The 14,640-nt window shown below is 62.9% G+C and carries 9 protein-coding genes; 3 read left to right on the top strand and 6 right to left on the bottom strand.

Annotation, left to right across the window (positions count from 1 at the left end; translation table 11 throughout):
* Nucleotides 1-203 precede the first annotated feature (203 nt).
* From xdh to I4W09_RS09745, 5 genes are all read right to left on the bottom strand, one after another.
* Nucleotides 204-2,981 (bottom strand): selenium-dependent xanthine dehydrogenase, encoded by a 2,778-nt coding sequence (gene xdh, locus I4W09_RS09725; protein ID WP_196033967.1) that lies wholly within the window; start codon nt 2,979-2,981, stop codon nt 204-206.
* Nucleotides 2,982-2,993: 12 nt separating this feature from the next.
* A complete protein-coding gene (locus tag I4W09_RS09730; protein WP_138339631.1) occupies nt 2,994-3,473 on the bottom strand; it encodes a 4Fe-4S binding protein in 480 nt (159 codons plus the stop codon).
* Nucleotides 3,474-3,484: 11 nt separating this feature from the next.
* The gene (gene ygfK, locus I4W09_RS09735; RefSeq protein ID WP_117769386.1) at nt 3,485-6,484 is read right to left on the bottom strand and encodes a putative selenate reductase subunit YgfK; all 3,000 of its coding nucleotides are present in this window, start codon (nt 6,482-6,484) and stop codon (nt 3,485-3,487) included.
* Between the two features lie 148 nt (nt 6,485-6,632).
* Nucleotides 6,633-7,988, bottom strand: coding sequence for a putative aminohydrolase SsnA (ssnA, locus tag I4W09_RS09740; RefSeq protein WP_195569018.1), 1,356 nt, complete (start codon nt 7,986-7,988; stop codon nt 6,633-6,635).
* A 195-nt stretch (nt 7,989-8,183) separates the two neighbouring features.
* The gene (locus I4W09_RS09745; protein WP_138339630.1) at nt 8,184-9,578 is read right to left on the bottom strand and encodes a uracil-xanthine permease family protein; all 1,395 of its coding nucleotides are present in this window, start codon (nt 9,576-9,578) and stop codon (nt 8,184-8,186) included.
* Nucleotides 9,579-9,930: 352 nt separating this feature from the next.
* On the opposite strand from I4W09_RS09745, the gene I4W09_RS09750 reads away from it, so the two are divergent.
* Nucleotides 9,931-10,587, top strand: coding sequence for a helix-turn-helix transcriptional regulator (locus I4W09_RS09750; protein ID WP_271756804.1), 657 nt, complete (start codon nt 9,931-9,933; stop codon nt 10,585-10,587).
* Between the two features lie 112 nt (nt 10,588-10,699).
* Here the strand turns inward: I4W09_RS09750 and I4W09_RS09755 are convergent, their stop codons facing one another.
* Nucleotides 10,700-11,077 (bottom strand): RidA family protein, encoded by a 378-nt coding sequence (locus I4W09_RS09755; RefSeq protein WP_055285184.1) that lies wholly within the window; start codon nt 11,075-11,077, stop codon nt 10,700-10,702.
* Nucleotides 11,078-11,377: 300 nt separating this feature from the next.
* Here I4W09_RS09755 and I4W09_RS09760 point away from each other — a divergent pair, with 300 nt between their 5' ends.
* Complete coding sequence (locus I4W09_RS09760) at nt 11,378-13,870, top strand: U32 family peptidase (RefSeq protein WP_196033970.1); 2,493 nt, start codon at nt 11,378-11,380, stop codon at nt 13,868-13,870.
* A gap of 15 nt (nt 13,871-13,885) precedes the next feature.
* Complete coding sequence (locus tag I4W09_RS09765) at nt 13,886-14,545, top strand: RluA family pseudouridine synthase (protein WP_232049565.1); 660 nt, start codon at nt 13,886-13,888, stop codon at nt 14,543-14,545.
* The last annotated feature ends 95 nt before the right edge of the window (nt 14,546-14,640 follow it).

A 14,640-nucleotide genomic window follows, 5' to 3' on the forward strand; every position in this document is an offset into this window, starting at 1 on the left:
CATGTCTCCAGTGGAATACGAGCGGCAATACGCTTGAGGATCCTTAAAAGAAAGTCCAGTTTATCCTTCCCACTCCAAAGCCTCCCATTTCTCATGTCCAAGAAATGGGAGGCAGTTCAGATGGAGCCGGGGCCAAAGGCGCAGCGTATGTAGTTGATGTTGAGCGCAAACAGCCCATCAGCAATGGCTGTCCGCACCCTACCCTACCCGCGGCGACGGGCGCGGCTGTAGGGCGTATCCACCATGGGCAGATCTGGACGCAGCTTGCCGTCAAATGCGCGATAGGCGTTCTGTACGGCGGGCGCCGTGGGAATCGTTGCGATCTCGCCGATGCCCTTGCCGCCGTATGCCACGGGCAGCAGCTCATCCTTCTCCACGTAGATGGCGTGGATATCCGGAATCTCGGGCGCACGGAACAGTCCGAGCGTGCCGTACCTTGCCTGGGGCACGCAGTCCTTGAGCGGCCAATCCTCGGTAAGCGCATAGCCCATACCCATGAGCACGCCGCCTTCGATCTGACCCTGGATGGAGATGGGATTGACCACCTTGCCGGAATCGTGCGCGGCATAGACCTCGCTCACGCGACCGTCATCATCCAGAATGACCACATGCGTGGCAAAGCCGTAGCAGATGTGGCTCTTGGGGTTGGGAACGTCGGCGCCCAGCTTGTCGGTCGGCTCCAGGTACACGTACCCAAACTCGCAGCCCTCGAGCGCCTTGATGGCGGCAGCGGGATCTTGAGGATGCATACCCTGGCCGGCGACGAGTTCCTGTGTGTGCAGCTGATAGGCGCGACCGTCGTCGTACTCGATCTTGATGCCATCACCATGGGCGCTCACAGGAGCATCGGGTGCATGCTTGCCGGCCTCGATGTCAAGCATGGCATCGCGCAGCAGGAAGGCGGCACCGCGCACGGCCTCGCCGGTCACGACCGTCTGACGCGAGCCAGACGTGGTGCCGGAGTCGGGAGCGTTCTCGGTAGAGCACTCGCCATTGGCGATGCAGCGAAGCGGCAGGCCGCATGCCTCGGCAACGTCCTGCAAAAAGACCGTGTTGCAGCCCTGGCCGATGTCGGACGTGGCAGCATAGACCACGGCCACGCCGTTCTCGACGCGAATCTTGCAGCGGCCGGCATCGGGCAGGCCCACGCCCACGCCGGCGTTCTTCATGGCGCAGGCGATACCGGCGTGTCCGGGATGCGCATAGTAGGCATCCTTGACCTCGAGCAGCGCCTCCTTCAGCGCCGTGGAGCAGTCGGCAATCTGCCCGTTGGGCAGAACCTCGCCCGGCTCGATGGCGTTACGGTAGCGAATCTCCCACGGATCCAGGCCGACCTTCTCGGCCAGCAGGTCGATCAGGCTCTCGAGCGCAAACTCGGACTGGCAAACGCCAAAGCCGCGGTACGCGCCGGCGGGCGGGTTGTTGGTGTAGTAGCCAAAGCCGCGAATGTCGGTATTCTGGTACTTGTAGGGGCCGACGGCATGCGTACAGGCGCGCTCGAGCACCGGGCCGCACAGCGACGCGTAGGCGCCGGTATCAAAGTTGATCTCGCAATCCAGGCCGGTAAAGTTGCCCTCGGCGTCGCAGCCCAGTGTAAAGGTGCCGTCCATGGCGTGGCGCTTGGGATGGAACGCGAGCGACTCGGCACGCGCGAGCTTGCACTTCACGGGACGCTGGAACTTATATGCGGCGAGCGCGGCCAGGTGCTGGATGGACACGTCCTCCTTGCCGCCAAAGCCGCCGCCCACGAGCATGGTCTCGACGACCACGCGCTCGGGCTCGCTATCCCAGCCAAACATGTGGGCGCACTCTTTACGCGTGTCGTAGGCGCCCTGGTCGGTCGACTGCACCTTGACGCCGTTCTTGTACGGGAAGGCGACGGCGCACTCGGGCTCCAAGAAAGCATGCTCGGTAAAGGGCGTAGTAAAGCGCTGCGTCACGGTAAACGCGCTCTCCGCCAGCGCCTTGGCGGCGTCGCCACGCGTCACGTGACGGCTCTGGCATACGTTGTCCTTGAGCTCCACCGTGTTGCCAAAGGCAAAGAAGCTGTCGTGCAGGCGCGGAGCGTCGGCAGCCCTGGCCTCGGCGATGTTACGCACGGGTTCCAGAGGCTCGTAATCAACCTTGACGAGCTTCTTGGCCTTCTCGAGCGTCGCCTCGTCCTCGGCAACCACCAGCACGATGGCATCGCCCACGCAGCGGGTGATATCGCCCTGGGCGATCATGACGTCCCAGTCCTGGATAAGGTGGCCGACCTGGTTGACCGGCACGTCCTCGGCGCGCAGAATGCCCACCACGCCGGGCAGGGCCTCGGCCTTGGAGGTATCGATGGAGAGCACGCGGGCACGCGGGTACTTCGAGCGCACGGCGCTGGCATAGGTCAGGCCCGGCTGGTCGAGCTCGTCGATGTCGTCGGGGTACTTGCCCTCGCCGAGCACCTTCTTGCGCACGTCGATACGGAAGGCGCGCTTGCCCACGCCGTAGTCATCGCCGCGCTCCAGGTCCTCGTCGATCTGCTTTTCGCCGCGGAGCACCGCGGCTGCCAGCGAAATGCCCTCGATAATCTTCTTGTAGCCGGTGCAACGGCAGACGTTGCCGCGAATGGCGTACTTGATCTGTTCCTCGGTGGGCTCGGGGTCCTCGGCGATGAGTGCCGCACCCGCCATGACCATGCCGGGGATGCAAAAGCCGCACTGCACGGCGCCCACGGCGCCAAAGGCGTACACAAAGGCCTCGCGCACGTCCTCGGGCAGGCCCTCGACGGTTACGATGTTACGGCCGGCGGCAAGCGCGGTGGTCAGCACGCACGCCTTGACGGCCGCACCGTCCACGTGGATGGTGCAGGTACCGCACGCGCCCTCGGAGCAGCCGTCCTTGGCGGAGTGAATATGCAGGTCGTCCCGCAGGTAGCGCAGCAGCGGTTTGTTCTGAGTCGTCGTGCGCTCCACGCCGTTAACGGTAAAAGTGAATTCCTGTGCCATGGTGATTCCCTTCTACACGCCGGCGGCAATGCCGGTGCGGTCGTGAATGGCGCCATGCGGGCACACAACCGCGCACATGCCGCACGACAGGCAGTCCGCGCCGTCGATATGGGCGCAGTTGTCCTCGATGCGAATAGCGCCGGCAGGGCACTTTTTGGCGCACATGCCGCAACCGATGCAGCTCGTGTCGCAGATCTTGCGCGCAATGGCGCCCTTGTCGGTGTTGTTACAGCGCACCAGGATGTTCTGGTAGCCGGGAACGAAGGCAATCACGCGCTGCGGGCACGCCATGCCGCACAGGCCGCAGCCCGTGCACTTGGAGCGGTCCACGCGGGCAACGCCGTCGACCAGTGAGATGGCACCGTGGGGGCAAGCCGTGACGCAGGCGCCACAGCCAATGCAGCCTTCGCTGCAGCGGGCATCGCCGCCTGCGGAGGCGCAACCGCTTCCGCAGGCAACGTAGGCCACGTTATGTTGAATGGATTTGGCCATAAGAGACTCGCCTATTTCTTAAGAAGGTACGAATAGTTGTCGCGCACAGCCCTGATGGTCAGGCGGACGGCCTCGGGAAGACCGGTGTTGACGGCATCGACCGAGACGGTGCGGACCGTGCCGGCGACGCGAACCTTAAAGTGGTCCTCGTCCACGGCCAGGAAGCCCTCGTTCTCGGAGTTCTCCATGTCCTCCTCGCTCCAGAACAGGGTGAGCTTGTCCTTGTAGGGACGACCCTCCTGGTAAGGGCAGAACACGGCGCAGTTGCCGCACTCGTTGCACATGCCGTCGACATGGACGACCTGATGCTTGGCCAGGCCCGGCACCTTAATTGCCACGTTGGCGCGGTTGGGGCACACGTCGCAGCAGACCTCGCACACCGAGCCGCAGCCCAGGCAGCGGGTCTTGGTGCAGTTGCGTTTGTCGCGGCACAGCGACCCCTTGCGCTCGTAGCAGGTGTCCTCGCGGCCGGCCTGAGCATTCTGGTCGGCGTACTTGTTAAAGTCCACGCCGGCGATGGCACGGGCAACCTCGGCGGCATCGGCGATGGCCTCGACCACGGTGGCAGGACCGCGACGGCAGTCGCCCGCAGCCCAGACGCCCTCGACGCCGGTGGAGGTGGCGGCAAGGCGGCCGCGACGGTCGTGCTCGACGCCCGCGGCATCGTACAGGCTGGCGTCGATGCCCTCGCCCACGGCGCAGATCACCGTGGTGGCGGGAAGCTCGACGGTCTCGCCCGTGGCGACGGGGCTGCGACGGCCGCTTGCATCCGGCTCGCCAAGCTCCATAACATCGCAGGTCAGCACGGCGCCGTTGAGTGCCTTGGGCGCCAGCAGCTCGCAGAACTCAACGCCGTCGGCAAGAGCAAGATCAAGCTCTTCCTCGTCGGCGGGCATCTGCTTCTTGGTGCGGCGATACACCAGGCGCACGTTCTTCACACCAGCCAGGCGCTTGGCCACGCGGGCAGCATCCATGGCGGTGTTGCCGGCGCCGATGACCACGACGTCCTCGCCCAGCTCGAGCTTCTCGCCCTTCTTGGCGGTCTCGAGGAACTCCAGCACGTCGAGCTCGGCACCCTCGCCCAAGCCCGCAGAGCCGGGCATCCAGGCACCGGTGGCCACGACCACGTCGGTAAAGCCCTGGGCCTTGAGCTCTTCAATGGAATCCACGCGAGCGTTGAGCTGCACCTTGGCGCCAAAGGCCAGGCAGAGCTCGGCATCGTGGGAGATATCGTCGCTCGCAATACGGAACTCGGGGATCACGTGGCGGACCACGCCGCCGAGCGAATCGCGGGCCTCAAAGATAGTGACGGGCACGCCGGCACGCGTCAGGAAGAACGCCGTCGCCAGACCGGCCGGGCCGCCACCGATAACGGCAACGTTGTGCTCGCCGTCGTTGGCAATGGCCTGGGCGCGCAGCTTGGGCAGCACGGCGGTCATGGCCTCGCGGGCAGCCTTGAGCTTGCTGGCGCGAATCTGGGCACCCTCGGGCTCGTAGAACGCACGCTCGCAAGCGCGGCCGCAGGGATGCGGGCAGATGGTGCCGGTGATAAACGGCAGGGCGTTGCGCTCGATGATGATGTTGAGCGCGTCCTCGAAGCGGCCCTCGTCAACAGCCGCCAGATAGGCGGGAATATCCTGCTGGATGGGACAGCTCGTGCGGCACGGCGTAGTAAAGCAGTCGGAAAGCGGGCTCTTGCCGGCGACCTTGCGGTCGGGCAGCGGGCGCAGCGGCTTCTTGTAGAGCGGGTTGGTGAGCGAGTCGGTCTGAATCGCGGTCACGGCCTCGAGCGAGACGCCCGCAAACGGCTTGCCATCCAGGTCGGTAAACTCGCCGGCCATCTGGCTAAAGCGCTCGTAGCCACCGGGCTTGAGCACGTCGGTCGCCAGGGTGACGGGCCAAATGCCGGCATCATACAGGGCGCGGATGTTGTAGACCGTGGCACCACCGGAGTAGCTGATGCGCAGCTTACCGTCAAACTGCTCGGTAATGCGGCGGGCGGCCTCGATGGTCAGCGAGAACAGCGAACGGCCGGACATGTACATCTCGGTAGAGGGCAGCTCGTTTCTCGTCACGTCGACGGGGAAGGTGTTGGTCAGCTTGACGCCAAACTCCAGGCCGCGCTCGGCGCACAGGGCAATCAGGCGCTCGAACATAGGCACGGCATCGGCCCACTGCAGGTCCTCACGGAAGTGCGTGTCATCGAAAACGATGTAGTCAAAGCCCAGCTCGTTCAGACGCTGGCGGGCAAACTCATAGCCCAGCAGCGTGGGGTTGCACTTGATGTAGGTGTTGAGACCCTTCTCGGTAATCAGATAGGTCGCGATGCGCTCGATCTCCGCCGGCGGGCAGCCATGCAGCGTGGACTCGGTAATGGAGTTGGAGACGCGCGCCGGGATGGACTCGACAAACGCGGCATCGACATGCTCAAACTTGTCCAGGTTAGCGAGCGCCCACGTGCGGCACTCGTTCCAAACCTCGGAGCCGCTGGCGTCCTTCATGCCCTCAATGTACGCATCGACCTTGGGGCTCTTGATGCCCTCGAGGTCATAACCCACGGACATGTTGAAGACAAAACCATCCGGGCTGCCCAGGCCGTACTCGCGAGCGATCAGGTGGCAGGCAAACCATGCCTTCACGTACTCGGCAAAGGCCTGCGGAACCTCGAGCTCGGTCGACCACTCGCAGTTGTAGCACTCGTCCTGCGCCACGATGCAGGGCTTGTTCACACACTTGGAGAGCTCCTCGCCGTCCATAACCTGAACGGTCTTGAGCTCAAAGAAGCGGGAACCGGCCACGTAGGATGCCACGATGTTCTGGGCCAGCTGCGTATTGGGACCGGCGGCCGGGCCAAACGGAGTCTCGATGCGCTCGTCAAAAATGGGAAGCGCGCCCTCCTGGTTGGTCGTGACCATCTTGCGCACGCCAAAGACGGCGCCCTGAGTCTTGTGCTCCTCGATGATCCAGTTCATCAGCTGCGAAAACGGGATCGGCCTCATGATGTCGCTCATAATGAGCTCCTCTCTGTAACGCCCGGCGAGACCGCGCGACGGGCGCAAATACGGTGTAGCGCTAGCACAGCGCCGGCGACCCCGCGGAGGCCGCCTATACGCGCGTCGAACGCGGCGAAACATCCGACGCGCGTGAATCTACTTGTAATTAGTAGGTGCGATCGTTGAGCGTGCTCCAGAGCTTCTTGGACTCAGCCATGGTCCACGCGTTGATCTTGTCCTCATCAATGCCAACGAACTCGCGATCCTTGTACAGGACGCGGCCGTTGATGATGGTGGTGCGGCAGTTTTTGCCCATCATGCCAAAGAGCATGTGGCCGTCGATGTTCTCCTCGCTCAGCGGCGTAAAGGGCTTGTAGTCCATGACGATGACGTCGGCGGCAGCGCCGGCCTCGAGCACACCGAGTTTGCGATCGAAGTACTTGCTGGCCATCTTGGCGTTGTTCTCGAACAGCATCGTCATTGCCTCGCACCAGCCCACGTTGGGCATAGCGGCGTTGTGACGCTGAATGATCAGGAAGACCTTGAGGCTCTCGAGCATATCGTGGGTGTAGGCATCGGTGCCCATGCACACGGGGATGCCGCGGCGGAAGAACTCGAGCACGGGGGCGCAGCCCACGGCGTTGCCCATATTGGATTCGGGGTTGTTGACGAGCCAGGTGCCGGACTCCTTGACGATATCCATCTCGGCAGGCGTCACGTGGATGCAGTGGCCCAGCATGGTGTCGGGACCCAGCAGGTTGTGCTGCAGCAGGCGCTCGACGGGGCTGATGCCGCCGCGGTTGAGGCGGGAATCCCACACGTCGTTCATGCCCTCGCACACATGGATGTGGAAGCCGGTCAGGCCGTTGTTGGCCTCGGCCATCTTATCCATGGTCTCGTCCGAAAGCGTAAAGGTGGCATGTCCGCCAAACATGGCGGCGATCATATGGTTGTCGTTATCGCGACGCTCCTTGGCGGCCCACTGGGCAAATTCGGCGTTCTCGGCAATGGCCTGGTCGCATTTTTCCTGGCCGCGGCGATCGGAGACCTCGTAGCACAGGCACGAACGCATGCCCAGCTCCTGAGCTGCGTCCTTAATGGTAAAGAGGCTACCCGGGATCTCACAGAAGCTCGCATGGTGATCGAAGATCGTGGTGACGCCGTCGCGGATGGAGTCCAAGATCGTGGCATAGGCGCTGGCCTTGGTGCCGTCGAGCGTCAGGTTGTCGTCGATCTTCCACCACTGCTGCTCAAGATTCTCCAGGAAGTTGGTGGGGTTGCAGCCCTTGATGGCAAGGCCGCGGGCTAGACCCGAATAGATGTGGGTGTGGCAGTTGATGAGTCCGGGCATGATGAGGTTGCCCTGGGCGTCGACGTACTCGGCATCCGGGTACTTGGCCTTGAGCTCGCACTCGGGGCCCACTTCGACGATCGTATCTCCGTCAATGGCGACCGCACCGTTTGGAATAAACGGGGTCTGAGCGTTGCGGGTAAAGACGGAACCGTTAGCGACCAGAAGCATGGATGCTCCCTTCGACATCAGAGGCGGGGTTTGACACCTCTGACATGGCGGAGTGCGAAGCGCCGGCCTACACCGGAAACGGGCCCTCTCCCGTCAACGCTTCACCAAAGGGACAAACCCTTTGAAGTGCGGCTTGGCGCCGCATGACGTCGGCGGACGAGGCGATGCGTCCGCCGACGAATAGCACCGAATTGGTTACTTCTTGCTCTCGGGCAAGACCAGATCCACGGCAGCGTCCTTGGCAGCATCGATGTGCTGGGCCACGACCGGCGTCTGCGGAAGGATCAGGTTAAGGACAATGGCCATGATGGCGGTGGGGGTTACGGCATTGGAGCCGATGACGGTGGAAACCCAGGTGGGCATACCCTCGCCGGCAAGGCAACCGCTGGCCATCCAGATACCCAGGCCAAAGACGACGGAGGTACCGACGATGGTGGTAGTGCGCTGCGTGAGGCCCTCGCGGGTGAACATGCGCACGCCGTTCATGGTGATGGTGCCAAAGACGCCGACGGTCGCGCCGCCGATGACGGGCTGCGGGATAGCGGAAAGGACGGCAGAGAGCTGCGGGAACAGACCGGCGATGGCAAAGACGGCCGCGATGATCACAAAGACCCACTTGTTGACGACCTTGTTGGAGCAGATGATGCCCACGTTCTGGCCAAGGGCGCTGGTGGGAAGACCGCCCAGCAGGCCGCCGACCATAGAGGTGAGGCCCTGGGACACGATAGCGCCGGAAAGCTCGCGCTCGGTGGGCATACGGTCGATGGAGCCCAGGCAGGCAGCGGAGACGTCGCCGATAACCTGGATGGCGACCATGGGGAACACGACGGCGAGGGTAATGCAGACCTCGGGATCAAACTCGAGTGCGTAGGGCATGAGCTTGGGAAGGGCGAAGACCTGAGCGGTGGCGACGCTGGAGAAGTCGATCATGCCAAAGGGGATGGAGACAATCATGCCAACGATCATGCCAAAGAACACGGATCCCAGCTTGAGCGTGCCCTTGCCAAAGTTGGCGAGCGCAAAGACCACGGCGAAGGTGATAAGAGCGACGCACCAGGCCTGCGGGGTGCCCCACAGCGGCGTACCCATACCGCCGGCCATATACTTGACGGCCGTGGGATACAGCGAAACGCCGATGGAGAAGATGACCGTACCGGTCACGACGGGCGGGAACAGCCACTTAATCTTGCTGTAGGCCAGACCAAAGAGGACCGCGACGGCACCGCCGACAATCTCGCCGCCCAGCAGCGCACCAAAGCTAAAGCCCGAGGCACCCATGGCCTGCAGGGCCGGCAGGAACGCGAACGAAACGCCCATGACGATGGGCAGGCCGCCGCCGATGCGACGGAAGGGAGCGAAGGCTTGAAGGGCCGTGTCGATTGCCGAAAGAATGAGGGCGACCTGGATGATGTCGGTGCTCTGCTGGCTATTAAAGCCGTAGACGCCGGCCATGATGACCGCCGGGGTAATGATGCCGGCAAACGATGCCAGCACATGCTGAAGGGCACACGGAATCATTTCCGTAACGGGCGGCATGCCTTCGCGAGTGAACAGGGCTTCAGTGCCGTTCGTAACCGTCTCCTGGGCCATTTGACCACCAATCCTCGAAGTAGTTGTTTTCGCATCTAGCGCTCTATTGTGACGCAGTGCGGGGGTGAGGTTGTGCCTTCGTTGCATATCGTATTAAAGATTTTTCTCATTCTCAATAATAATTTTTTGTTATCAGACTATTCTTGAGCTGAGACAATGCATTTCCGCAGGTCAGGAAAGTGTCCTGTCAAAATAGCATCTAACTTTTCTTTTGGTCGACCGTTTACCGCCAAATTCCTACCGCTCGTCCGTATTACGCAATGTACCTGCGAATATGTGAATCAATAGACACCGTGTTACCATGAGAAAAAATTGTTATGAACATTTCCGATTTCACCCAAAGGAGTTGCCCGTGAACGAGACCGTACGTCGCTTTTTGCCGATGGTCGATTTTCTGGAGCAGGTACTCGGCAAAAACAGCGAAATCGTGCTGCACGATTTCTCGGATCCCGACCACGCCATCGTTGATATTCGCAACGGCATCGTGAGCGGCCGCAAGGTCGGCGGTCCCGCCACCGATCTGGCACTCAAGATCATGCACGACGCCAAGTATCGCGACCTGCCGTTTATTACGGGCTACGAGGGGCGCGGTGCCGGCGGCAAGACGTTGGAGTCAGCGACGTACTTTATCCGCGAGGATAACGAGATCGTCGGCATGCTCTGCGTCAACACCGATCTTTCCACGGTACGCTCCATCAACGCCATGGCTCAGCAGCTCATGGCCTGCTTCGACGCTGTGCCAAGGCAGGCGGAGCCCGCGTCTATCGAGGTCGAAAGTCTTTCGGAGTCTACACAGGAGCTCATCGACCGCAGCATTGCCGAGTTGCTGAGCGCGCGCGGGCTGGATGTGGCGTCGCTTGGTCAGAGCGACCGCGTGGACGTCATTCGCCACCTCAACGGCAACGGGGTGTTCATGCTCAAGGGCGCCGTGTCCTGCGCCGCCACCGCGCTGGGCATCTCGGAGCCCAGCGTCTACCGCTACCTGCAAATAGTCCGCAAGGAAGGCTAACGGGCAAAATGGAGCGCGGCTCCACAAGCGATCCGTCACTTGATAAAAGACCCTGCAGCTCGCACGCGCTGCAGGGTCTTTTTGCATGTCATGTTTAGTTGTGGCCAACGCCTTAGAGAGCGGCGACGACCTCGATCTCGACCAGACCGCCGGCCGGAAGAGCGGCAACCTGGAAAGCGCTGCGCGCGGGGAACGGAGCCTCGAACTTGGAAGCGTAGATCTCGTTCACGGCAGCGAAGTCGGCGATGTCGGCCAGGTAGACCGTGGTCTTGACGACATCGGCAAAGGTAGCGCCGGCAGCGGTCAGCAGGGCCTCAACGTTGGCGAGGGACTGCTTGGCCTGGGCCTCGACGCCCTCGGGCATCTTGCCAGTCGCGGGATCGATGCCCAGCTGGCCGGACAGGAACACCATGTTGCCGGCCTGGATACCGGGGGAATACGGGCCGATGGCTGCGGGTGCGTTATCGGAAGACACGACGGTCTTGCTCATGTTTTTCTCCTTACGATCAATTGAGAGAGCGTGAGCGCGGTGTTCACACCGGGAGGCACAGTTCGGTCTGAACACCGCGCTTGATTGGGATAGTACTCAAGGTTTCCGCGCGATGCAAGATTATTATCACGTTGCGAGAATATTTTATCGCCCAACGGTTTCCCCGAACCGCTGAACGGTTCTCATGTGGAGCAGCCAGTCCAAGCTGCTGAAGACTTTGTCCTGCTTAGGCTGCGGGCGTCGCCCACCGCAGCGACGCCACTATACTTTTGAGTATCTGAGCATTTTGAAAGGCAGGATATGACCGCAACCGCCAGTCGAACCACCAACCGCAGACCCGAGCTTTTAGCGCCCGCCGGAGGACCCGAGCCCCTTGCCGCCGCACTCGCCGCCGGGGCAGACGCCATCTACTGCGGCATGGGCAGCTTCAACGCCCGCCGCAAGGCCACCAACTTTACCGACGAGACCTTTGAGCAAGCCTGCCGCGCCGCACATCTAGCCGGGTCGCGCGTCTACGTCACGGTCAACATCGTCATCAAGCAGTCCGAGATGGACGATGCGCTGCAACTCATCTATCGCTGCTCAACGCTGGGCGCCGACGCCTTCATTATCCAGGACTGGGGTCTGTTCTTTGAAGTCAAGCGCACCATGCCCGGCATCGAGACGCACATCTCAACCCAAGCAAACATCCACGACGACCGCGGAACCCTTTGGTGCCGTGAGCAGGGCGCCGACCGAGTGACCTTGTCGCGCGAGCTCTCCATTGACGAGATCGCCGCCATCCACGACGCCGCACCCGATGTGGACCTCGAGGTCTTTAGCCACGGTGCCATCTGCTTTTGTTACTCGGGCCTGTGCCTGCTCTCGAGCTTTGCCATGGCGGGCCGCTCGGCCAACCGCGGCATGTGCGCCCAGCCCTGCCGCCTGCCCTACGAGCTGATCGACGAGAACGGCCGCTCGCTCTCCCCTGCCGGTCGCGAGCGTGCGCTATGCCCGCGCGACACCAACACTTCGCAGCTTGTTCGCCGTCTGTATGACGCCGGCGCCGCATCGCTCAAGCTCGAGGGCCGCATGAAGGCCCCCGATTACGTGTACTCCATCGTCGACGTGTATCGTCATCAGATTGATGACATGCTGGCCGATGTTTCGACCTCCAAGGATGAGGATGCAGCCCGCCAGCGACAGCTCAAGCGCTGCTTTAACCGCGACTTTACGCACGCCTACCAAGACGGTACCTCGGGTGACGAGATGATGAGCTACGAGCGCTCCAACAACCGCGGCCAGATCGTGGGCACGGTGCTGGGCAGCCGCCCGGCCAACCGCGATGTGCGCGGCCTCAAGCCCGACGACCGCCGTCGGCGCGCCGCCATCGCCCGCATTGAGTTGTTTGAGCCCGTGGGCAAGGGCGACCTGCTGGAGCTTCGCCACGATAACGAGTTTGACCAGTTCCTGACCACCATTGCCGCCGATGATGCCGCCGCCGGTGACATCATCGAGTGCCGCGTGCCTCGCAGCATGCCCGAGGGCTGCCGCGTGCGCGTGATTCGAAGCCAGCGCGCCATTGACGCTGCCGGCGCCGCGCTCAAGCGCGATGTGCTGCGCCGCCGCGCCGTTGATGTAACCGTTGTGGCGCGTTTGGGCGAACCGTTTGCCGTCACGCTTACTTGCTGCGACGCCCCTTCGCTTACGGCCACGGCCACGGGCTTTACCGTCGAGGCCGCCAAGACCCGCGCGGTCGAGGCGTCCGATCTGGTAGAGCATGTGGGCCGCATGGGGTCCTCGCCCTTTGAGTCCGCGAGCTTTGATGTGGCGCTCGATAAGGGCTGCGGCATGGGCTTCTCCGCTGTGCACAAGGTGCGCGCCGCCGCCTGCAAGGCGCTGGAGGAGGCCATTCTGGCACCGTATGACGAGCGTGCCCGCACGCTCGAGCTGCCGGTGCTCGACAAATGTACGCGGCCCATGCCCGAGCACTACCGCGACGAGCCGCAGATCTGCGCCACCGTCACCTCGCTCGAGGCCGCCGAGGCAGCGCGAGCGGAGGGTGCAACGCGCATCTACATGACCACCGACGCGCTCGAGGCTGTCGGACTCTCCCCTGCCGATGCATTTGAGCAGGGTATCGTGCCCGTACTCGGCGAGGTCTGCCGCGCCGTCGACCACGAGCGCGTCGATCCTTGGATCAATGCCGGAGCCACCGTCGCCGTCGGCAATATCTCCGAGCTCGCCGTAGCCGCTCATGCCGGCGCCACGGCCGAGATTCGCTCTTGCCTGCCGGTGCATAACACGCCCTGCATGGAGGCACTTGCCGAGCGCGGAGCCGGTGCGTTTTGGCTCTCGCCCGAGATCACGCTCGACGAGATCGTCTCGCTTGGCACCGCCGCGCCCGCAGCCCTGGGCATCACTGTGTTCGGCCGCCCGCGCGTTATGACGAGTGAGCACTGCATCCTGCAGGTGGCCAATGGCTGCATCCACGATTGCGCTAACTGCCGCCTGCGCGCCCGCAAGCTGTCACTCAAGAATATCGACGGCAAGGTCATGCCCGTACGCACCGACATCCATGGCCGCTCTCGCCTGTACGACGCCTACCCCATCGACCTCACGCCGCAGGTTCCTCAGCTGCTCGATGCCGGCGTGCGTCGTCTCATGGTAGACGGAACGCTGCTCGAGACAGATGAGGTGGGCCGTGCCGTCGCCCGCGTCCGTCGTGCCGTCGAAGCAGCACAGGCCGGCCGCAAGCCCGCCGCCCGCCTGCGCGGCGCCACCTCGGGCTGCATGTTTGTGGGAATTAGCTAACCGAAAGGCTTACACGTGAACGAAGAACCTCAAGTCCTTTACTGCGACGCCTGGCTCATGGCCATCGACAAGCCCGCCGGCATGATCGTCCACGGCGACGGCACCGGCGAGCGCACGCTCACCGACTACGCCAGCGACCTGCTGCTGGCGATGGGTGACGGCTTTGCCGCGACCGACATGCAGCCGCTCAACCGCCTGGACCGCAACACCACCGGCGTGGTGTTGTTTTCGCTCGACAAACAGACGCAGCCCGCCTTTGACCAAATGGTCATCGACCACGCCTTCGAAAAGCACTATCTGGCGCTGGCCGAGGGCAAGATCGACTGGAACGAGAAGCTCATCGACAAGCCCATCGCCCGCGACCGTCACGACAGCCGAAAGATGCGCGTCGGCGCCAGCGGCAAGCCGTCTCAAACTCGCGTGAAGGTGCTCAAACGTCTTAAGAGCCGTCGTGGCCTGCCCGCGCGCTCGTATATCGATGTCGAGTTGCTCACCGGCCGCAAGCACCAAATCCGTGTGCACCTGGCAAGCGAGCATCATCCCCTGGTTGGCGACGACCTGTACGGAACGCCGCGCCCCTGCGGCCTGATGCTCCACGCCCACAGCGTGTCCTTCACGCATCCCGTAACCGGCGAGCACATCCACATCGAAGCCCCCTGCCCCTGGGAGCCCTAAACCACCACAATGGGGACAGTGAACTGCGCCCCGAAACTTGGACTGAATAAATAGCGACTACGCCGCAAGGGCCCGGTTCCGGAACTCCTCCGGCG

The organism is Collinsella aerofaciens, from assembly GCF_015670795.1.
Lineage (GTDB): Bacteria > Actinomycetota > Coriobacteriia > Coriobacteriales > Coriobacteriaceae > Collinsella > Collinsella aerofaciens_Q.